Source organism: Pseudomonas sp. E315, assembly GCF_055406205.1.
Genome location: NZ_JBUZPJ010000005.1, coordinates 103,598 through 125,111, shown reverse-complemented (window position 1 = coordinate 125,111; position 21,514 = coordinate 103,598). Strand labels below are relative to the sequence as shown.

15 protein-coding genes and 1 riboswitch are annotated in these 21,514 nt (G+C 57.6%); of the genes, 6 read left to right on the top strand and 9 right to left on the bottom strand.

Going from position 1 to position 21,514, the window contains the following annotated elements:
- Positions 1-90 precede the first annotated feature (90 nt).
- Genes rsmD through ACZRJQ_RS09475 form a run of 3 tightly spaced genes read right to left on the bottom strand, consistent with a single transcriptional unit; the run spans position 91 to position 3,537 of the window.
- Complete coding sequence (gene rsmD / locus ACZRJQ_RS09485) at positions 91-699, bottom strand: 16S rRNA (guanine(966)-N(2))-methyltransferase RsmD (RefSeq protein ID WP_463978105.1); 609 nt, start codon at positions 697-699, stop codon at positions 91-93.
- The gene (locus ACZRJQ_RS09480) at positions 699-2,189 is read right to left on the bottom strand and encodes a M16 family metallopeptidase (RefSeq protein ID WP_463978104.1); all 1,491 of its coding nucleotides are present in this window, start codon (positions 2,187-2,189) and stop codon (positions 699-701) included. The genes rsmD and ACZRJQ_RS09480 overlap by 1 nt, the downstream gene beginning before the upstream one ends.
- Complete coding sequence (locus tag ACZRJQ_RS09475; RefSeq protein ID WP_463978103.1) at positions 2,182-3,537, bottom strand: M16 family metallopeptidase; 1,356 nt, start codon at positions 3,535-3,537, stop codon at positions 2,182-2,184. Before ACZRJQ_RS09475 ends, ACZRJQ_RS09480 begins: the two co-directional genes overlap by 8 nt.
- A gap of 356 nt (positions 3,538-3,893) precedes the next feature.
- On the opposite strand from ACZRJQ_RS09475, the gene ftsY reads away from it, so the two are divergent.
- From ftsY to rpoH, 4 genes are all read left to right on the top strand, one after another.
- The gene (gene ftsY, locus ACZRJQ_RS09470; RefSeq protein WP_463978102.1) at positions 3,894-5,342 is read left to right on the top strand and encodes a signal recognition particle-docking protein FtsY; all 1,449 of its coding nucleotides are present in this window, start codon (positions 3,894-3,896) and stop codon (positions 5,340-5,342) included.
- On the top strand, positions 5,339-6,010 hold the full coding sequence (ftsE, locus tag ACZRJQ_RS09465; RefSeq protein WP_463978101.1) for a cell division ATP-binding protein FtsE: 672 nt from the start codon (positions 5,339-5,341) through the stop codon (positions 6,008-6,010). The genes ftsY and ftsE overlap by 4 nt, the downstream gene beginning before the upstream one ends.
- A complete protein-coding gene (gene ftsX / locus ACZRJQ_RS09460; RefSeq protein WP_463978100.1) occupies positions 6,007-7,029 on the top strand; it encodes a permease-like cell division protein FtsX in 1,023 nt (340 codons plus the stop codon). The genes ftsE and ftsX overlap by 4 nt, the downstream gene beginning before the upstream one ends.
- Before the next feature lie 112 nt (positions 7,030-7,141).
- Positions 7,142-7,996, top strand: coding sequence for an RNA polymerase sigma factor RpoH (gene rpoH, locus ACZRJQ_RS09455; RefSeq protein WP_463978099.1), 855 nt, complete (start codon positions 7,142-7,144; stop codon positions 7,994-7,996).
- A 67-nt stretch (positions 7,997-8,063) separates the two neighbouring features.
- Here rpoH and ACZRJQ_RS09450 read toward each other — a convergent pair whose 3' ends face one another.
- The 3 genes from ACZRJQ_RS09450 to ahcY all read right to left on the bottom strand — a co-directional run bounded on the left by ACZRJQ_RS09450 (position 8,064) and on the right by ahcY (position 12,585).
- The gene (locus ACZRJQ_RS09450; RefSeq protein ID WP_463978098.1) at positions 8,064-9,914 is read right to left on the bottom strand and encodes a DEAD/DEAH box helicase; all 1,851 of its coding nucleotides are present in this window, start codon (positions 9,912-9,914) and stop codon (positions 8,064-8,066) included.
- Positions 9,915-10,229: 315 nt separating this feature from the next.
- A complete protein-coding gene (gene metF / locus ACZRJQ_RS09445; protein ID WP_463978097.1) occupies positions 10,230-11,075 on the bottom strand; it encodes a methylenetetrahydrofolate reductase [NAD(P)H] in 846 nt (281 codons plus the stop codon).
- Between the two features lie 100 nt (positions 11,076-11,175).
- On the bottom strand, positions 11,176-12,585 hold the full coding sequence (ahcY, locus tag ACZRJQ_RS09440) for an adenosylhomocysteinase (RefSeq protein ID WP_463978096.1): 1,410 nt from the start codon (positions 12,583-12,585) through the stop codon (positions 11,176-11,178).
- A gap of 22 nt (positions 12,586-12,607) precedes the next feature.
- Positions 12,608-12,714, bottom strand: a riboswitch (S-adenosyl-L-homocysteine riboswitch).
- Positions 12,715-12,909: 195 nt separating this feature from the next.
- Here ahcY and ACZRJQ_RS09435 point away from each other — a divergent pair.
- A complete protein-coding gene (locus tag ACZRJQ_RS09435; protein WP_047279442.1) occupies positions 12,910-13,311 on the top strand; it encodes an acyl-CoA thioesterase in 402 nt (133 codons plus the stop codon).
- Positions 13,312-13,527: 216 nt separating this feature from the next.
- Positions 13,528-14,370 (top strand): formate/nitrite transporter family protein, encoded by an 843-nt coding sequence (locus tag ACZRJQ_RS09430; protein ID WP_463978095.1) that lies wholly within the window; start codon positions 13,528-13,530, stop codon positions 14,368-14,370.
- Positions 14,371-14,387: 17 nt separating this feature from the next.
- Here the strand turns inward: ACZRJQ_RS09430 and trhA are convergent, their stop codons facing one another.
- The 3 genes from trhA to ACZRJQ_RS09415 form a co-directional block, all read right to left on the bottom strand.
- Positions 14,388-15,005 carry a PAQR family membrane homeostasis protein TrhA gene (gene trhA / locus ACZRJQ_RS09425; protein ID WP_463978094.1) on the bottom strand — a complete coding sequence of 206 codons (618 nt, stop codon included), beginning with the start codon at positions 15,003-15,005 and terminating at the stop codon, positions 14,388-14,390.
- 137 nt (positions 15,006-15,142) lie between these two features.
- Positions 15,143-15,589, bottom strand: coding sequence for a chemotaxis protein CheW (locus ACZRJQ_RS09420; RefSeq protein WP_463978093.1), 447 nt, complete (start codon positions 15,587-15,589; stop codon positions 15,143-15,145).
- On the bottom strand, positions 15,582-21,494 hold the full coding sequence (locus ACZRJQ_RS09415) for an Hpt domain-containing protein (RefSeq protein ID WP_463978092.1): 5,913 nt from the start codon (positions 21,492-21,494) through the stop codon (positions 15,582-15,584). Before ACZRJQ_RS09415 ends, ACZRJQ_RS09420 begins: the two co-directional genes overlap by 8 nt.
- Positions 21,495-21,514 lie beyond the last annotated feature (20 nt).

The window sequence follows — 21,514 nt, the reverse complement described above, 5'->3', positions numbered from 1 at the left end:
ACGTCAGGACAGGTTGAACCTGCGAGGCCAGGCGGGTGCGGTACATAGATACCCTTGGGTGCTGGGCCTAATTGCGCTCGCAGGTGTCGGTTACTGCGCCAGTGGTGCCGCAGCGGCCTCGCGTTGCCACAGGGTGTAATTCACGCCGCCCGCTTTTTGCTCGCGGTGCAGACGCCAATTGGCCGGTAAGCCAAGCTCCGATGGGCGCTGTTCGCTTTCGGTGTAGATCCACGCGTCGTCGGCCAGCCAGCCGCGCTGCTCCAGCAGATCGCACGCAGGCTTGAGCAAGTCTTTGTGGAACGGCGGGTCAAGGAACACCACATCAAAGGTATCGCTTGGGGTGGCGTCCAGAAAACGCAGCGCGTCGGTCTGTTGAACTTCGCCCACAGTGCAGCGCAGGATGCCCATGTTCTCGCGGATGTTGGAGATGGCATCGCGATTGCTGTCCAGTGCCACACCTTTGGCTGCGCCGCGAGACAGCGCCTCAAGGAACAACGCGCCGCTCCCTGCGAATACGTCCAATACCTTGGCGCCGCCTATGTGGGGGGCCAACCAATTGAACAGGGTTTCACGCACGCGATCGGGCGTAGGGCGCAGGCCCTCTACATGGGGGAAGTCCAGCTTGCGGCTGCGCCATTCCCCGCCAATGATGCGTAACTGACCCGCACCTGAGTGCGATGTGTTTTTTGGCTTTGCCATTAATGCTCCGGAACCCCAAGAGGTTGCTCTGAAGGTTTGTCGGTAGGAGGTGGCAGTGGTTTTTGCGGCACAGTTGGGCCGGCGGTCACCACGACCATTTTGTCGGCGCTCAGGTGCTTGTTCATGGCGGCTTTGACCTGCTCGGTAGTCAGGTTCTGAGACTGCTGCATGAAGGTTTCCAGATAGTCCAAAGGCAAATCATAGAAGCCCATTGCGCCCAGTTGGCCGACGATGGCCGCGTTGCTGGCAGTCGACAGCGGGAAGCTGCCCGCCAGTTCGCGCTTGGCATCGTCGAGTTCTTTTTGCGTCGGACCGTTTTTCAGGTAGTCAGCCAAAATGTCTTGCACCAGTTTGAGCGTGCCTTCGCTCAGTTCGGCGCGAGTTTGCAGATTGATCATGAACGGGCCACGGGCCTGCATCGGGCTAAAGCTTGAGTACACGCCATAGGTCAGGCCGCGTTTTTCACGCACCTCGGTCATCAAGCGCGTACCAAAACCACCGCCCCCCAAAATCTGGTTGCCCAGCGACAGTGCGGCGTAGTCCGGGTCGTCCCGGTCAATGCCCAATTGGGCTAGCAGCAAATGCGTTTGCTTGGAAGGGAACTCAATATGGTTGGCGCCGGCTTTGGGCTCAGCCGGTTGCGCGGTTTTGGCCACCGCAGGGCCTTTAGGCAACGCGGCTGAAACTTGCGCGGCAATGGCTTGAGCTTCTTCGCGAGACAGATCGCCAACGATCGCTATAACCGCGTTGCCAGCGGTGTAAGCCTTGTTGTGAAAGGCTTTGAGCTGGTCGATGGTGATCGACGTAATGCTTTGGGCTGTGCCGTCGCTGGCGTGAGCGTAAGGGTGGTTGCCGTACAGGCGCTTGAACAGCTCATCGCCGGCCAGTTTGCCGGGGTTTTGCTTTTGGAACTCAAAACTGGCGAGTAACTGGTTTTTGATGCGCGCCAACGAGTCGGCCGGGAAGGTAGGTTTGCCCACAACTTCGGCAAACAGATTCAGCGCCGGTGTGCGTTTATCGACATCGCTCAGGCTGCGCAACGAGGCAACGGCCATGTCGCGGTAAGCGCCATTGCCAAAGTCTGCGCCCAAGCCTTCAAAGCCTTGGGCAATAGCGCCTACGTCTTTGCCAGCGACGCCTTCATTGAGCATAGCGTTGGTCAGCAAAGCTAACCCTGGGGTGTTTTCATCCTGACTGCTACCGGCCGCGAAGGTCAGGCGCAGGTCGAACATCGGCAACTGCCGCGCTTCAACGAACAGTACCTTGGAGCCTTCGGCGGTTTTCCAGGTTTGCACGTTCATCGCGCGATGGCTCGGGGCTTTGCCATCGAGCTCGGCCAAAGATTCAAGTTTTTGTTCAGTCTTGGCTTGATCCAGCGCAGGGCTGGCAACCGATACGGCAGGGCTGGCGAAATAGTAGCCGAGTGCGCCGACCAGTACCGCAGCGCTCAGACCGAGCAGGGCGAAGCGGGGGGCTTTACGCTCACTCATGGGTTTTCTCCTCGGGCAGAACGTGCGCAACGCTGAGACGGTCGCGAGTGAAATAGGTGCGGGCGGCTTGCTGGATGTCAGCTGGCGTGACCTTTTGTAGATCGGCCAACTCGGAGTCCATTAGCTTCCACGACAAACCGACTGTTTCCAGCTGGCCAATCGATGTGGCTTGGCTTGTGATCGAGTCGCGTTCATAGACCAGACCTGCAATCACTTGGGCGCGTACGCGCTCCAGCTCTTCAGTCGACGGCGGGGTCTTTTTCAGGTCATCGAGCAAACGCCACAAGCCGGCTTCGGCCTGCGCCATGCTGACTTTTTTCTGGCTGTTCGGCATTGCAGAAAGCATGAACAGGCTGTCGCCACGGGTGAACGCGTTGTAGCTGCTTGATGCGCCAGACACCAGTTCTTCGCCACGCTCCAGTTGCGTCGGCATGCGGGCGCTATAGCCGCCATCCAACAACGCTGAAATCAGACGCAGGGCATTGGCCGTGATGGGGTCTTTGGCGGTGGCAATGCTTGGCACGTTAAAGCCCAGCATCAGGCTCGGCAGTTGGGTCTGCACGTGGATCTTGAGCAGGCGTTCGCCGGGGGTTGCCAATTCTAGTGGCACTTTGGCGACAGGAATTTCACGCTTGGGCACTGGGCCAAAGTAGCGCTGGGCCAAGGCTTTGACTTCGTCCGGCGTTACGTCACCGACCACCACCAATGTGGCGTTGTTGGGGGCGTACCAGTCTTCGTACCATGCGCGCAGCTCGCCAACGCTCATGCGATCCAGATCGACCATCCAGCCGATGGTGGGCGTGTGATAGCCGCTGGAAGGGAAGGCCATTGCGCTGAACAGCTCATACGCTTTGCTCATGGGCTGGTCGTCAGTGCGCAGTCGGCGTTCTTCTTTAATTACCTCAATCTCGCGCTTGAACTCTTCAGGCGGCAAGCGAAGGCTGGCCATGCGATCCGCTTCAAGCTCAAAGGCTACGCCCAGACGGTCGCGGGCCAGCACTTGGTAGTACGCGGTGTAGTCATCGCTGGTGAAGGCGTTTTCTTGTGCGCCGAGGTCGCGCAAGATCAATGAGGCTTCGCCGGGGCCAACTTTGTTACTGCCTTTGAACATCATGTGTTCAAGCGCATGGGACAAACCGGTCTTACCGGGTGTCTCGTAACTGGAACCCACTTTGTACCAAACCTGAGACACCACCACGGGCGCGCGGTGGTCTTCGCGAACAATAACCTTCAGGCCGTTGTCCAGACGAAACTCGTGGGTCGCTTGTGGTTCGGCCGCCAAGGCGGAGAGTGGAAGCAAAACTGTGCTGAGCAACAGGCCAGCAGCGCGGCGGGCTAGAGCATTCATACGATTTTAAACCTGTAGGGCTGCCCGCTTGGCCTTAGCGTCTGCGGGTGAGGAGGTGCTAGGATACTGATCCGTTTTACTGGCGGCCACGCCTATCAAGCCAATGACGATCAGACGATGTTTGGTTGGGCAGTATAGGAGCCCGCTCGCAAGTGTGGATTTATCCCGGTAAATTTCGCTTTTTTGCCGATTTTTCCGTTCCAGACCCGAGTTAAGACGAAGTTTGTGAGGTGTTTTTTACCCTCTCAACAGAGTGCGCGCGAACAAGCTGAGCAAAAAACAGTCTGTTGCGCATCGAATATTATTTGCCGGAGCGCCACAGTGGCGCGCCGCTACCAGTGAGATAGCCGTCCTCCATGTTTGGTTCCAACGACGACAAGAAGAACCCAGCTGCGGCTGGCGAGAAAAAAGGCCTGTTCGGATGGCTGCGCAGAAAGCCGCAGGAACCCGTCGTTGAACAGCCCGCCCCTGCCCCTGAAATCACGCCTGAGCCGTTGATCGAGCCTGCGCCTGTGGTGCTCGAAGCGGCGCCCGAACCCGTTGTGATTGCTGAGCCTGAGCCCGTTGTTGCGCCCGCGCCTGTTTCAGCGCCGACGCCTTGGCCGCCTTTGCCGGTTCCCGAAGAGCCGGTTGCGCTGGTTGAAGACGTACAAGCGCCGCATATCGTGCCGCCGATTCCAGAGCCTGTGGTTCAGGTGCTTGTGGCTGAGCCTGTTATCGAGCTTGCTGAGCCAGAGCCAGAGCCAGAGCCAGAGCCAGAGCCGATTGCTGTTGTCGCACCGATTGTGGTGCCAACACCGGCGCCTGTTGTGGCTGCACCTGTCCCGGTTGTTGAGCCTGAAGTGACTAAGCCTGCGCCTGTTGCCGAGGCCAAGGTTGGTTTCTTTGCCCGTCTCAAGCAAGGCCTGTCCAAAACCAGCGCCAGTATCGGCGAAGGCATGGCTAGCCTGTTTTTGGGCAAAAAAGTCATCGATGACGATCTGCTAGAAGAGATCGAAACCCGTTTGCTGACAGCTGACGTGGGGGTTGAAGCCACCTCGGTGATCATCAAGAACCTGACGCAGAAGGTCGCGCGTAAGCAACTGACCGACGCCGACGCACTCTACAAATCGTTGCAGGATGAGCTGGCTGCCATGCTCAAGCCTGTTGAACAGCCCCTGAAAATCGAATCGCAGAACAAGCCGTTTGTGATCTTGGTGGTGGGCGTCAATGGCGCGGGTAAAACCACCACCATCGGCAAGCTGGCGAAGAAGCTGCAACTGGAAGGCAAAAAAGTGATGCTTGCAGCGGGGGATACCTTTCGCGCAGCCGCAGTTGAACAGTTGCAGGTATGGGGCGAGCGCAACAACATCCCGGTGATCGCCCAACACACAGGCGCTGACTCGGCATCGGTAATTTTCGATGCGGTGCAAGCGGCCAAGGCGCGTGGTATCGATGTGCTGATCGCTGACACTGCTGGCCGCCTGCATACCAAAGACAACTTGATGGAAGAGCTGAAAAAAGTGCGCCGCGTGATGGGTAAGCTTGATGAAGACGCTCCGCATGAAGTGTTGCTGGTGCTCGACGCGGGCACAGGTCAAAACGCAATTAACCAGACCAAGCAATTCAACCAAACCGTCGCCCTGACGGGCTTGGCGTTGACTAAGCTCGATGGTACGGCCAAAGGCGGAGTCATTTTCGCGTTGGCCAAGCAGTTCAATATCCCGATTCGCTTTATCGGTGTGGGTGAAGGCATCGATGATTTACGTGATTTTGAGTCCGAACCCTTTGTCCAGGCTCTATTTGCGGAGCGGGAGCGTCCATGATTCGTTTCGAGCAGGTCGGTAAGCGCTATCCAAATGGACACGTGGGCCTGCACGAGCTGAGCTTTCGGGTGCGCCGCGGAGAGTTTCTTTTTGTGACGGGCCACTCTGGCGCAGGCAAGAGCACGCTATTGCGCCTGTTGCTGGCGATGGAGCGCCCGACCACCGGCAAGCTACTGTTGGCAGGGCAGGATCTGGGCCAGATCAGCAACGCGCAAATTCCTTTTTTGCGCCGCCAGATTGGTGTGGTGTTCCAAAACCACCAATTGCTGTTTGATCGCACCGTTTTTAACAACGTGGCCCTGCCGCTGCAAATCCTTGGGCTGTCCAAGGCTGAAATCATAAAACGTGTTGATTCGGCGCTGGAGCGCGTGGCGCTGTCGGATAAAACCGATCTGTACCCCGGCGACTTATCCACCGGCCAGCAACAGCGTGTCGGTATTGCTCGCGCCATCGTGCATCGCCCAGCCTTACTACTGGCCGATGAACCTACCGGTAACCTCGACCCGCGTTTGGCAGCAGAAATCATGGGCGTGTTTGAAGACATCAACCGTTTGGGCACCAGCGTGCTGATTGCCAGTCACGACTTGGCGCTGATCGCACGCATGCGTCACCGCATGCTCACCTTGCAACGTGGCCGATTGATTGGCGACGGGGAGGCTGGGCAATGAGTGCAACACGCAGCTCCAAGGTTTCTGAACGGGTGGCGCCCAAGGCTGCTGACCCTCAGCCGCCGAAGAAAAAACATGACGAAGACGACGGCCCAACCTTTGGCATGTTGTTTCATGCCTGGGTTGAGTCGCATCGCGCCAGCCTGCTAGACAGCTTGCGTCGTCTAGGCAAACAGCCGATAGGCAGTTTTTTCACCTGTTTGGTGATGGCTGTGGCCTTGAGCTTGCCGATGGGCTTGTCGTTGTTACTCAACAACGTTGAACGCTTGGGCGGCTCATGGCAGCGTGCGGCGCAGATTTCGCTGTATCTGCAAATGGAAGCCAGCAGCTCACAAGGTGAGCAACTGAGTAATCAGATCAAAGGTATGCCGGGGGTCGCGGACGCTGAGTTTATCAGCCGCGAAAAAGCCCTTGAGGAGTTCCAACAGCAGTCAGGGCTGGGCGAGGCGCTTAAAGAGTTGCCTGAAAACCCATTGCCGGGCGTGGTGCTGGTAACCCCCAAAGAGGTTGATAAAGCGGCATTGGAGGCCTTGCGTGAGCGACTTTCCGAATTGCCGACCGTGCAACAGGCGCAACTTGATCTAGTCTGGGTCGAACGCTTGGCGGCCATCCTGAAGCTGGGTGATCGTTTTGTGTTTGGTTTGACGGTATTGCTGGTCTCGGCTTTGTTGTTGGTTATCGGTAATACCATTCGGTTGCATATCGAGAACCGTCGCACCGAAATTGAGGTCATCAAATTGGTCGGCGGGACTGATAGCTACGTACGTCGTCCTTTTCTGTACATGGGTGCGCTTTATGGCTTTGGCGCCGGGATACTTTCCTGGGGTGTATTGGCGTTTGGCCTTAACTGGCTCAACGACGCGGTTGTTGGGCTGGCCGGGTTGTATGGCAGCAATTTTGCGCTGGCCGGTGTGCCGGTAGCCGATGGTCTGTCTCTCTTGCTTGGCGCAGTGCTGTTAGGGTATATCGGTGCATGGATTGCAGTAGCGCGTCACTTACGTGAGCTTTCGCCTAAGTAGTGTCCTTTTTACCCATTGACCTTTTCAGCTTATTTGGGAACTTTTTTCGTGGTTCCTGGTCAATTTTCGCAGTGCTGAACTGCACGAGTTATGAAAGTAGGAGGTTTTTCGTATGACCACTTCTTTGCAACCTGCTTATGCGTTGGTCCCTGGTGCGAACCTTGAGGCCTATGTCAACACGGTGAACAGCATTCCACTGCTGACACCGGAGCAGGAGCGTGAACTGGCCGAGAGTCTCTACTATGAGCAGGATTTGGGGGCGGCTCGGCAGATGGTGCTCGCCCACCTGCGTTTCGTTGTACACATTGCCCGCAGTTACTCGGGTTATGGCCTGGCTCAGGCAGACCTGATCCAGGAAGGCAACGTCGGCCTGATGAAGGCGGTCAAACGTTTCAACCCAGAAATGGGGGTGCGTCTGGTCTCGTTCGCTGTGCACTGGATCAAGGCTGAGATCCACGAGTTCATTTTGCGCAACTGGCGGATCGTAAAAGTCGCGACCACCAAAGCTCAGCGCAAACTGTTCTTCAACCTGCGCAGCCAGAAAAAACGCTTGGCTTGGCTGAACAATGAAGAAGTTCATCGTGTGGCAGAAAGCCTTGGCGTAGAGCCTCGCGAAGTACGCGAGATGGAAAGCCGTCTGACCGGTCACGACATGGCGTTCGACCCGGCAGCAGAAGCTGACGACGACAGTGCGTTCCAGTCGCCAGCCAATTATCTGGAAGACCACCGGTATGACCCGGCGCGCCAACTCGAAGATGCTGACTGGACAGATAACTCCACCAGCAATCTGCATGAAGCGCTGGAAGTGCTGGATGACCGCAGCCGCGACATTCTCTATCAGCGCTGGTTGGCTGAAGAGAAAGCAACGCTGCATGACCTGGCGCAAAAGTACAATGTGTCGGCTGAGCGTATTCGTCAGCTGGAAAAAAGCGCGATGAACAAGCTCAAGCTATCGATTGCCGCCTAATTACTCGGCGCTACCAAAAACGCCCCGGCTCTTGCGAGTCGGGGCGTTTTTTTTGTGCGGTGCTAACTCAGCGGTTGCGAGTCAACAGCGCTGGTTTTTCACCGCGAGGGCGGTTCGGCAGTTGATCAAGTTGCTCCGGAGTCAGAAAGCGGTCGCTTTTGGACTCCTTGTGCATGATCTTCGGCTGGTTTTCGCGTGGGCCTTTAACCGCTGGCTCTTGGCGAGCATCGTCACGCGCCGGGCGGTTGTCGCGACGGGCTTGGCCGTCACGAGGTGCGCCATTGCGTGGGCCGCTGCGCTTGGCTGGCGGGGTGCCAGTGGTTGCGCCGCTGCCAGTACGTGGAGCGTTTTGACGACCGCCGGTACGAGCGCCCGGTGTTGCACCCGTGCCTTGAGCAGGCGCTGGAGCACCCGGACGGCGGCCACGGCTCTGGTTGTTTTTGTTCTGGTACGGGCTGACGTAATCAGCGCGGTTACCAAAATTGTCTACGTCGTCATCACGGAACTCGTCTGGCGCGCGGTTGGCGTCTGAACGAGGCGTTGGTTGACGTTGCTCACGAGCTGGCTGAGCCTCGCGAGGCTTTTGATCACGAGCAGGACGCTCGCCGCGTGCAGCGGCTGGCTTCTCTTTGCCCTTGTCTTTGCCTTTGTCTTTACGGCCACCGCCGCCGCCATTACCCGGGCCGTCGCCACGTGGGCCGCGTGGCGGGTTGCGTGGGTTACGCACATCTGGACGCTCGCGAACTTCAGGCTTTTCAGCTTCTACCGTGCTGGCGTCAAAACCCATCAGGTCGCCATCGGCGATTTTCTGCTTGGTCATGCGTTCGATGCTTTTTAGCAGTTTTTCTTCGTCCGGAGCCACCAGCGAAATGGCCTCGCCCGAACGACCGGCACGGCCTGTACGACCGATACGGTGAACGTAGTCTTCATCGACGTTTGGCAGCTCGAAGTTGACCACGTGTGGCAACTGATCGATATCCAGCCCGCGAGCGGCGATATCGGTGGCTACCAGAATGCGTACAGCGCCGGCTTTAAAATCAGCCAGGGCTTTGGTGCGTGCGTTTTGGCTCTTGTTACCGTGGATGGCCACAGCGGTAAGGCCGTGTTTGTCCAAGTATTCGGCCAAACGGTTGGCGCCGTGTTTGGTGCGAGTAAACACCAGTACCTGTTCCCAAGCACCTGCGGTGATCAAGTGCGCCAACAAGGCACGCTTGTGGCTGGCTGGCAGACGGAATACGCGCTGTTCGATGCGCTCAACCGTGGTGTTCGGTGGCGTGACCTCGATGCGTTCCGGGTTGCGCAGCAACTTACCGGCCAGATCGGTGATGTCTTTGGAGAACGTTGCCGAAAACAGCAGGTTTTGACGTTTGGCTGGCAGGCGTGCGAGCACTTTTTTCACGTCGTGGACGAAGCCCATGTCGAGCATCCGGTCGGCTTCATCGAGCACCAGAATTTCAACGTGAGACAGGTCAACACTGCCTTGCCCGGCTAGATCGAGCAAACGACCCGGGCAGGCAACCAGCACGTCAACACCACGCGCCAGTGCTTGAACCTGAGGGTTTGTACCCACACCGCCGAACACGCAGGCGCTGACGAACTTCAGGTCGCGGGCATAGAGCTTGAAGCTCTCATGCACCTGAGCGGCGAGTTCGCGAGTAGGAGTCAGAACCAACACGCGTGGTTGGCGTGGGCCGTGGCGCTGGGATTTGTCCGGATGGCCATTGGGAAACAGCTTTTCCAGAATCGGAAGAGCGAAACCACCGGTTTTACCAGTACCTGTCTGAGCCGCAACCATCAAATCGCGACCTTGCAACACGGCGGGAATGGCCCGCTGTTGCACCGGAGTAGGCTCGGTATAGCCCGCAGCTTCAATGGCGCGGACTAAAGCCTCGGAGAGACCGAGGGAAGCAAAGGACATGAGTAATCCTGTTTTAGTTAGGGCTTGGCCCAAAGAGATAGTCTTGCCTGGCGTGAATGGCGTTTAAGGTGACGCAATCCCGTCCGGTCCTGCTCCAGTCCTGAAGGCCCATTCATAACGCTCGCGCGGGCTGAAGCTGCGCAGTAGCGAGAGTGAATGCCTTGTACAAGGACGAGCGGCCGGGCGTAAGCCTGGCGGAAAGCCCGGAGTATAACAGAGCAATCACGGCGCGCCGATTTCATGCTGCTCAACGGTTTGCCGTGATAAGCGCTACACCCGTAGCAGCTGCCGCAGGCAGCGACTACAGGGTTTAGATCAGCGCGGCAGCTTGAGATTGTTCCAGATCGCCAGGCTCGGTTCAGACTGGTTCAGGGTGTAGAAGTGCAACCCCGGTGCGCCGCCTTCAAGCAGGCGTTCGCACATTTCACTGATCACGTGTTCGCCAAATGCCTGAATGCTTTGCACGTCGTCGCCGTAGGCTTCGAGTTGCTTGCGAATCCAGCGTGGGATCTCAGCACCACAGGCGTCAGAGAATCGCGCCAGTTTGCTGTAGTTGGTGATTGGCATGATGCCCGGCACGATCGGGATTGTGATGCCTGCTTCTTGCACGCGCTCGACAAAGCGGAAGTAGCTGTCAGCGTTAAAGAAGTACTGAGTGATCGCACTGTCGGCGCCTGCATGGGCTTTGCGCACGAAGTTGGAGATATCGTCTTCGAAGTTGCGTGCTTGCGGGTGCATCTCTGGGTAAGCGGCGACTTCGATATGGAAGTGACTGCCGGTTTCTTCACGGATGAAGCTCACCAGATCATTGGCATAACGCAGCTCGCCGCTGGCCACGCCCATACCCGAAGGCAGGTCGCCACGCAGCGCAACAATGCGTTTGATACCCGCAGCTTTGTACTGGGCCAACAGGCCACGTAAATCGTCTTTGCTGTCGCCCACGCATGACAAATGCGGAGCAGCAGGCACTTTAACTTCGCTCTCCAGCTGCAGCACGGTGTTGATCGTGCGGTCGCGGGTCGAGCCGCCCGCACCATAAGTGCAGGAGAAAAAATCCGGGTTGTAGGTCGCCAATTGGCGAGCCGTGTTCATCAGCTTTTCATGTCCAGCATCGGTCTTGGTCGGAAAGAACTCGAAGCTGAAACGACGATCTTGAGACATGGGAATACCCTTGCGTACGCGAAGGGGTTAATCAAAACCCCTGACACTGAACTCACACACAAAAAAAAGGCGGTCAGTGCAAGCCTGACCGCCTTTTTAATCAGTAACGGTAAGCGTCTGGCTTGAACGGGCCTTCGACGGTTACGCCGATGTAGTCAGCCTGTTGCTTGGTCAGCTGAGTGACCACGCCACCGAAACCGCGAACCATTTCCAGGGCCACTTCTTCGTCGAGCTTCTTAGGCAGTACTTCTACTGTCAGGCGCTCAGCTTGCAGTTCGGCTGGCAGGTCTGCGTATTTCTGAGCGAACAGGAAGATCTGAGCCAGAACTTGGTTGGCGAACGAGCCGTCCATGATGCGGCTTGGGTGACCTGTGGCGTTGCCCAGGTTAACCAGACGGCCTTCGGCCAGCAGAATCAGGTAGTCGTCGTTCTGTGGGTCGAATTCGCCCAGACCAGTACGGTGAACCTTGTGAACCTGTGGCTTCACTTCTTCCCATGCCCAGTTTTTGCGCATGAAAGCAGTGTCGATTTCGTTGTCGAAGTGACCGATGTTGCACACCACGGCGCGTTTTTTCAGCGCAGCGAGCATGTTCTTGTCACATACGTTCACGTTACCGGTAGTGGTCACGATCAGGTCGATCTTGCCCAGCAGCGCAGCGTCGATGCTAGCGGCAGTGCCGTCGTTTTGGCCGTTGATGAACGGCGAAACCACTTCAAAGCCGTCCATGCACGCTTGCATCGCGCAGATTGGGTCAACTTCGGACACTTTTACGATCATGCCTTCTTGACGCAGGGACTGAGCCGAGCCCTTGCCCACGTCGCCGTAGCCGATCACCAGCGCTTGCTTGCCGGACAGCAGGTGGTCGGTGCCACGCTTGATCGCATCGTTCAGGCTGTGACGGCAGCCGTACTTGTTGTCGTTTTTGCTTTTGGTCACCGAGTCGTTCACGTTGATCGCCGGGATCATCAGCTCGCCTTTGGCCAGCATGTCCAGCAGACGGTGTACGCCGGTGGTGGTTTCTTCAGTCACGCCGTGGATCTTTTTCAGCATGGCCGGGTATTTTTTGTGCAGCAACTCGGTCAGGTCACCGCCGTCGTCGAGGATCATGTTGGCGTCCCACGGCGCGCCATCTTTCAAGATGGTTTGCTCCAGGCACCACTCGTACTCTTCTTCGGTCTCGCCTTTCCAGGCAAAAACCGGGATGCCAGCAGCAGCGATAGCAGCAGCCGCCTGGTCTTGAGTCGAGAAGATGTTGCACGACGACCAACGCACTTCAGCACCCAGAGCAACCAGAGTTTCGATCAGTACGGCAGTCTGGATAGTCATGTGGATGCAGCCCAGAATCTTCGCGCCCTTAAGCGGTTGTTCTGCTGCATAGCGGCGGCGCAGGCCCATCAGGGCTGGCATTTCGGACTCAGCGATGAAGGTTTCACGACGGCCCCATTGGGCCAGGGACATATCAGCGACTTTGTAGTCGGTAAAACCTGCAGGCGTGTTTACAGCGCTCATTAAGAGCCTCCATTCGTTTAATCGCGAATGGGCGCCGTTGTGCGTTTAGTGCCTGAACAGGGAGCCCTGAACAAACAACGCCCCATCCGAGCCTGACAGGTTGAACCTGCTGCAGCGCCCCTCGGACAGGTGGCGGGAACGGTACTGGGTAAAAATGACCGTTTTGAAGCGAGGGGCATTATAGCCATCCGTGCCTGTGTTCCCAAGGATTTATCCAAGGCTTTTTCATTTGCTTAATCGAGACCATAGTCCAAGGTTAATAGAGCTGAGGGCTCTGGTCTGACATCATGGCCCGCATCTAAGGCAAGACGGTCAGGAGCGAACATGAATTTTCACACCCGCAAATGGGTAAAACCCGAAGACCTTAACCCCAACGGAACCCTGTTTGGTGGCAGCCTGCTGCGCTGGATCGACGAAGAAGCCGCGATTTACGCCATCGTCCAACTGGGCAACCAGCGTGTAGTGACCAAGTACATCTCTGAAATCAACTTTGTCAGCGCCTCCCGTCAGGGTGACATCATCGAGTTGGGCATCACTGCCACCGAGTTTGGTCGTACCTCGATTACCCTGACCTGCGAAGTGCGTAACAAAATCACCCGCAAGAGCATCCTCACGGTCGACAAGATGGTGTTCGTCAATCTGGGCGAAGACGGTTTGCCAGCACCGCACGGGCGCACCGAGATCAAGTACGTTAAAGACCAGTTTCAGGACGAGAATCAGGCCTGATTCAAACGCTCGTTGTCGCTGACGAACAACGAAGCTACGTTCGATTGCCAAGCGCTCGCACACTCAGAATGCGCGGTTTTCTGCAAAACCGCGCAACGGGGTCTCACGACACCTTCGTCGTCGAGCGCAGCCTTCGCCAGCAACGACAAATCAAGAGTGAACAGCTTCAAGCCTTGCGTGTCGTACGCTTACACACGCCAACGGTCATGAAGCCCCATGAACACTGAAAAATCCGGCAAAACCCCCAATTTGTCGGCTGATGAAGAGCACGACATCAACAAGAACCAGCCCCCACGTGCCGCCGTGCTGCACGAAATCATTCGCCTGCAGGGTGATCAGGAGCTGGAGCGCAGCGTGGCCGCACTGTTTTGGTCGGCGCTCGCCGCGGGTTTGACTATGGGCCTGTCGCTGATGGCGATGGGGTTGCTCAACTCGCGCTTGCCCAGTGGCGAAGCCTTCAAGGTGATCGCCAGTTTTGGTTACTGCGCAGGCTTTTTAGCGGTCATTCTCGCCCGCCAGCAATTGTTCACTGAAAACACCCTCACGGCCGTATTGCCGATCATGAGCAAGCCGACGCTGAGTAATTTCGGGCGTTTGTTCCGGCTGTGGGCGGTGGTGCTGGTGGGTAACTTGATGGGCACCTTGCTGGTGGCCTACGTCATGTTGCACTTGCCTATTTTCGATACTCAAACCGACAAGGCCTTTCTTGAAATCGGCCGCAAGGTCATGGAAAACGACGTGGGGCAGATGTTCGCCAAAGGCATCGTGTCGGGCTGGATGATTGCCACTATGGTGTGGATGATCCCGTCGATGGAAAGCGCCAAGATGTGGATCATTATCCTCATCACGTACCTGATGGCACTGGGTGACTTCACCCACATCGTGGTCGGCACTGCCGAAGTGTCGTATCTGGTATTTGCCGGCGAGCTGCCGTGGAAAGACTTCTGGCTGATCTTTGCCGGCCCCACATTGGCCGGCAACATCATCGGTGGCAGTTTTATCTTCGCGTTGATCAGCCATGCGCAAATTCGCAGCGAAAGCAGCAAGCCTAAGCAGTAGCGTTTGTCGTAAAGACCCTAGATCACGTAATGCGCGATGGCCACAAAGTGCAGCAGGCTGCCGCCAATCACGAACAAATGCCAAATGCCGTGGGCATGGCGCAGACGATGATCTAGGGCAAAAAAGATAATCCCAACGGTGTACAACACACCGCCTGTGGCCAACCAGATAAAGCCTGCGGTGCCTAGCGCCGCCAGCAACGGCTTGACCGCAATCAGCACAATCCAGCCCATGACCGCGTAGATCACTATCGACAGAATGCGCGCTTCAGAGCGCGGCTTGATCTCTTGCAGCATGCCGATAACCGCCATGCTCCACACAATCCCAAACAGCGTCCAACCCCATGCCCCGTGCAATGTGACGAGGCAAAACGGGGTGTAACTGCCTGCAATCAGCAAGTAAATCGACAGATGATCGAACTTCTGCATGATCACCTTCGATCGCCCGCGAACGCTGTGGTACACGGTCGATACGCTATACAGCAACACCAGCGTCACGCCATAAATGGAGGCGCTGATGATTTTTTGCGGGCTGCCATCCATGCACGCCATGACCAGCAACCAAATACTGCCTACCGCAGCCGCAACAGCGCCTGCCAGATGAGTCCAGGCATTGAGTTTTTCCCCGTGATACATGTGCAACATCCTCAAGTGGCCAATAGTTGAACGCGTCACTGTGTCAAGAGATAAGGGTCGGGGCTGCGGAGTTAAAGGGCAATGCGGCGATCGTCGAGACCTGGCGAAACATTCCACTGATACCTTTAACGCTCGAGTTACTCCCCCAACACCAAGCGCTCAAGCCCCAGCAAGTCCGGGATTTTCGCCACATGATCGCCCACTTGGACAGCCGCGCGTTCCAGCGGGCTGAGAGGTACATCGACAAAGCTCAGTTGGCTGTCGAGTTTGTAAGAGCGCGGAATACCCTGCACAACCATCGCAATGAATTTGAGGGCAGGGTTGCCGCCCAAGGTATTGAGCACCACGATGCGGGCGCGCTCGCCAATCACCAGCGGGCTGCCGCACGCGGCTTCAAAGCTGATAAGCGGCAGTTGGCGGTCGCGCCAAGTAATTTGCCGCAGGTGCCAAGGCGGCGAGTCGCTGCTGGGCTCGCCGCGCTGGTAGTCGATCAGTTCGGCAATCGCCACATTGGGCAGTAACAGATAACGATCCGCCAGTGGCAGCAGCAGGCCCGTCAGGCTGCCAACGCGATGATCAAGCATGAAAGTTGCTCCAGTAGGCAATGCGCTCCAGCAACACGGACTCTTGATACGGTTTGCCCAAGTAGTCGTTGACGCCAATGGCCATCGCGCGGTTTTGGTGCTTTTGCCCCGTACGCGAGGTGATCATGATGATGGGCATGTCTTTAAGGCGCGGGTCGTTGCGCACTTGGGTCGCGACCTCAAAGCCGTCCATGCGCGGCATTTCGATGTCTAGCAGCATTAAGTCCGGGGTGTGTTCTTCCAGCATGCTCATGGCATCAACCCCGTCTTTGGCGGTGATGACATTCATCCCATTACGCTCCAGCAAGCGGCTGGTCACTTTGCGCACAGTCACTGAGTCATCCACCACTAGCACCAGTGGCGGGCGTATGGCCGGGGTGAATTCCAATGTGCCGCTGACTTCATGAATGGCCCGTTGCAAAGGCAGACGCGCCTGATGCGCGCGAATGTAAGCCAGCAAATCGAGAATCAGCACCACTCGGCCATCGCCCAAAATAGTCGCGCCCGACAAACCCTGTACCCCGGCAAATTGTGGCCCGAGGCTTTTGACCACGATTTCACGCGATCCCGCCAGCGCATCAACCTGCAATGCCACCCGTTGATCCTGACAATGCACCAGCAGCACTGGCAGCGAATGGTTTTCGCCCGCCAGTTTGGGTTTGCCCACGGTTTGCAGCAACTCACCCAAATAGCGCAGCTCATAGGTCTGGCCGCCATAGTGGTACAGCGGCGGATTGAGCTGGTAATAGCCTTCCAGCTCATTAGGCATGACCCGCACAATGCCTTCGACCGTGTTCAACGCAATGGCGTATTGCTCGTCCGCGCACTGCACCATCAAGGCCCGGTTCAGAGACACACTAAAAGGCAGGCGGATCTGAAAATGCACGCCTTGCCCCGGTACCGAGTCGATGGTCATGCTGCCGCCCAACTGGCGCACTTCTTCATGCACCACGTCCATGCCGACGCCACGCCCGGATATCTGGGTGATTTTCTCTGCGGTCGAAAACCCCGGCTGCAAGATGAACTGCAACACGTCGCGGTCGCTGACGGTGTTCTGCGGGTCCAGCAAGCCGCGATGAATCGCTTTGCGTCGCACCGCCTCAAGTGGCACGCCAGCGCCATCGTCGCGCATGTTAAACACCACGTCGCCGCCTTCGTGGGACAGCTCCAGAGTAATGTGCCCTTGCTCGGACTTACCGTTGGCATGGCGGATATCAGCGGGTTCAAGGCCATGATCGACGGCGTTGCGCAGCATGTGCTCAAGCGGCGCGACCATTCGTTCCAACACGTTGCGGTCAATCTCGCCTTGGGCATTGATCACGCTGAACTCAACCTGCTTGCCCAGCTCGCTGGCCACTTGGCGCACGATGCGTTTGAGGCGTGGTAACACGCGCTCAAACGGCACCATGCGTGTGCCCATCAAGCCTTCTTGTAACCGAGTGTTGATGCGCGCCTGTTTTTGCAGCAGACCTTGTGTGTCTTGATTGCGCGACACCAAGGTGGCTTTGAGGTCGAGCAAGTCGGAAACCGACTCAAACAACGCGCGCGACAGCTGTTGTAGCTGCGAGTGGCGATCCATCTCTAGCGGGTCGAATTCGTCATAGGCCACGCCGTCGGCTTCACTGTGCTGACGGCTGCCAAGGCTGCCTTCGGTTTCGCTGTCCAGTCGTCGCAGTTGGTCACGCATGCGCTCAAGCGTGGTTTGCATTTCATTGAGCGCCACCTGCCCATCGTTACTTTGCTGCTCAAGACGGCCACGAATGATCGAGGTTTCACCGGCCAGGTTGACCAAGTCTTCGAGCAACTCGGCAGGCACTTTGACCGTCTCCAGCCCGGCGCGATCCGCTTCGTTTAAAGGCGCGGCAACGGGTTCCGGTTTACTAGGTGCCTGTGCCGTCACGGCCTGAAGCGTGCCGCGTTCCACCGCACGAATACGCGCAATCAGCTGTTCGGCAGAAGGTACCGGCTCTGCGCCGCGCAAAGCATCGAGCATCTGTGCCAAGCAGTCGTAACTGCTCTGCAACACGGCAAACAGTGGCGCGTCGGGGGTGATCAGGCCCGCGCTCAAGTCTTCGCAGAGGTTTTCCAGCTCGTGAGCCAAATCCCCGATGGGCGCGATTTCGACCATGCGCGCTCCACCTTTGAGGGTGTGCAAGTCTCGCAGCAGATTTTCCAATTCAAGGGGGTTATGCGGCTCAATTTGCCAGCGCAGCAAGGCTGCCCCTGAGCTTTCGATGATCTCAAAAGCTTCTTCAAGGAAGATATCCAGCAGCTCAGCATCGGCCCCCGCCGGTGCGGGTGGCTCAGCTGGACGTTGCTCGCCCGCCGGGCTGTCATGCAAGCGAAACGCTTGAAAGGCTTGTATCAGCGCTTGCGGTTCATTCAGCGGTTGATGCAGTTGTAACTGTTCGAGCAACAGCGTCAGCTGTGCGTGGCTACTCGCCAATAGCTGAGCCAGCGCCGGGCTGTAACTGAAGCGTCGGTCCAGCAAGCCTTCGTACAGGTGTTCCAGTTCATGGGCCAGATCACCAATCGGCCCGATACCTGCCATGCGTGCGCCGCCTTTGAGCGTGTGTAAATCGCGCTGCAAAGACGACAGCGCCGCCAAGCTGTCGGGCTCTTTGACCCAGCGCTGCAGCGCTTGGCCCGCGCTGTCCAGAATATCCACGGCTTCCTCAAGGAAGATGGCGACGATTTCATCGTCAAAATCCTTGTCAGCCTGCTGGCTCAAACCCAGCGCCGCAGTGGCCGCGCCCAACTCGGTAATGCCTAGTGTTTGCTCACCTTCACGGCGAATCAGCCCTGTGGCATCGGGCGCTAAACCTTCGTGCAGCAAGGCGCGCAAGGCGTGTACTCGATCGTTGCGTGGGGTGATTTCCTGCCCGGCCGCCAGTTGATCGAGCATGCTGATTAACGCTTCGTGGGCGCTGTCGGCCTCATGAAAAAAGCGCTCGCTGACGCTCAGGCTGCTTTCTTCAACTGCGCCGTACACGTCGAGCAACGCTTCACACAGCTCATCAATGGGCAGCAAATCGGCAAGGTGTGCCGATTCACCCAACAGGGTCAATTGGTCGAGTAACGTATCCAGCCCGTCTCGCTCGTAAGGATGTTGGCGCCAGTGCCGCAGCAGGTCTTCGGCATCAAACAAAATGTCCATGCCCTGGCCCAAAAACTCAGCAATACGCTGTGGGTCACGGGTGGGTTTGAGGCCAGTGGCAGGGGCGTTCAGTACAGCTTCAAGTCGGGTTGCGACCCAGCGTTCGGTGCGTTCAATCAACGAGCGGGCGCCGTAGATTTCAGCCAGCGGGTCTAGATCCAGTTGCTTGAGGCCTCGGTGCAGCAAGCTGTCGGCCTCCAGCAGCAACTCAACTTCGTCCAGATCCAACGCAATGTGGTGCGCCTTGTACTCGCGCACCAGGTAATCGAGCGGCGACGCTAACTCAGCCATGCGCAGCACGCCCGCCATGTGCGCACTGCCTTTGAGGGTGTGCATCGCCAACTGCAATTCATCGCTGGCGTACAGCGGCAGTTGCTCACTGGCCCGGTCAAGAAAGCGGTTCAGGCTATCCAGGTGGGTTTGAGCTTCTTGGCGAAAGATATCCAACAACTGAGGATCAAAGCCCGCGCTGTCTTGCTCGATCAGCAGCGGCAAAGGCTCGCCTTTGGACAGCTGGTGCGCCCGTGCGGCCAACTGGTCAACATCTTCACGCTGACGTTGGTTGCGTTCGGCGAACTCCTGAATCAGCTCAGGCAATACATTAAGCACGTCATCGAGCAGTTGCTGAACCGCCGGGCTCGGCGCCACGCTGCGCTCAATGACCCGATTGAGCAGGTTCTCAATCGCCCACGCCAGCTCACCCAACACCAAGGCCCGCACCATGCGCCCGCTGCCTTTTAGGGTATGAAAGCCCCGTCGCAGTTCAGCCAGTGCGGCGCTGTCTTCAGGGTTGGCGACCCATTGCGGCAGGTAGTCGTGCAAGGCAACAAGCACTTCGTCGGTCTCTTCAAGAAAGACTTCCAGCAGTTCCTCATCAACGGGTTCTTCGTCCACCGGCGGTGCCAGCAAACTCTCGGGGATGTGTTGCGCAGGCGGGTTGAGCGCCGATAACGGGCTGGCCAGCACATCGGCCAAACTTTGCATGACCTGCGGATCATCCAGCTCCTGCAAGTCCTGCATCACTAGAACTTCGTTGGGGCTGAGCACGTCATCGAGCAGCGGCACGTTGCGCTCCATTGGCGCATAACCCAGCTCGATCAGGCTCTCTTCAGCGCGATCCAATACAGCTTCGCCAGCAGCGCCGGGGTCTTGGGCCAGGCGTTCCAAGTAATACTCGATGCTGATCAGCGCGTCAGCCAAGTGCTCCAGCTGCACTGCGCTGGGCGAGTGCGGCCCTAACAAATGCTCGGCAATGTAGTCATTGCAGGCTTGCAACAGGCTGGCGGCGCGGCTCAACGGAATCATCGCCAGCGCCCCCCGTATTTGCGTCAACAAACCGGGCAATAGCTGTAAATGCTGACGATCCCGGTCAGCCGCCAAATAGTCACCCATCAGCTCTTTGGCTTCTTCAAGGCCGATGCGTGCTTCTTTGATGACCAACTGGTGAATTTGCATCAGGTCGGTGGTGGGCAGGCGGCTTTCTTCGTGCAACGACGGTTCGACGTTACCGACCATCCCTGCCAATGTGGACTCCACATAAAGCAGCGCAGCGGCCACGTCCATCAACACAGCGTCGGTCGGCTCACGCTGGCCTTGGGCGATGCTTTGCACCACGGCCAGTTGATCAATGATGACCTTGCGCGGCTGACCAAACCCCAGCACCGCCAAGGTGTCGGCGATTTGGCGCAAAGGCGCCATCAGGCTGCTCAGTTCTGAAACATGCAAGCGGTCGCTGCGTACGAACAGGTCGAGGCGCTCTTTGACCCGCACCAGCTCTTCGCACAGCGCCGCCACCACCGAACGCATGGCATCACGATCAGGCCCGGCCAGCCGCGCGCGCTCTTCATCCACCATTGCCGCGTCGGGCATGGCTTCGTCCAGCTCATAACGGTTTTTCAGTGCGAGCATTTTCGGCGTGGGCCGTTCAGCCTTGGCGATGTAAAACAGCAGGCTTCTGAGCAGTTCATCGGGTGCCGGTTGATTGATGCCCTCAATGCCTTGTTCCAGCAGGCGCTTGAGCTCTTTGTCTGACTCTTTAAGCAAACTGCGCAGCGCCGGGCTGTTCGCAACTTCGCCCTTGAGCATGCCTTCGATCAAGGCGGCGCTAATTTGCCACAGCGAATTTAAAGGCGCCCCTTTGCACCACCCCTTGAGCTGCTCAAATAGGTTGGCTAACAGTTCCAGATTGGTGCGTACGTCTTCTTCGCGCAGCAAACCCAGCAACGCGCTTTGCAGCGCTTGGCGTGCAGCTCGCACCTGTTGGGGCAAGTCCGCGGGGGCAAGTTGCGCCAATGCGCTGTCATCCAGCTCGGGCAACGTTAACAGCGGCGGGCTGAACAGGCTGGTTTCAGATAAAAGCGCCTCGCCCCGAGCGGTGCGCAGGTCGTTGATCAGCGGCAACACCACCAATGGCCAATCGCGGCGCGCACTGTGTACGCGATCCAGGTACAACGGCAATTGGCTGAATGCTTGCTGCAACAGCCGCAGGGCTTCATCGAGCTGACTGACGCGGCCTTGTTGCAGCGCCATCACCAGATGCTCCATTTCTTCGGCCAACAAGGCCGCGCCATAAAACTCGACCATCAGCAAACTACCATGCACCTGATGCACGCACTCCAGACACTGCGCCAGTGTCTCGGGCATCGGGTGCAGGACATAACCGTCCAGTGCTGCGCGAGCCTGTTTCAAGGTGTCGGCGATTTCGCCTTTAACCCACTCCAGGGCCACGTAGTCGTGCCGGTCAACCATAACGACTCCAGTCAGATTTG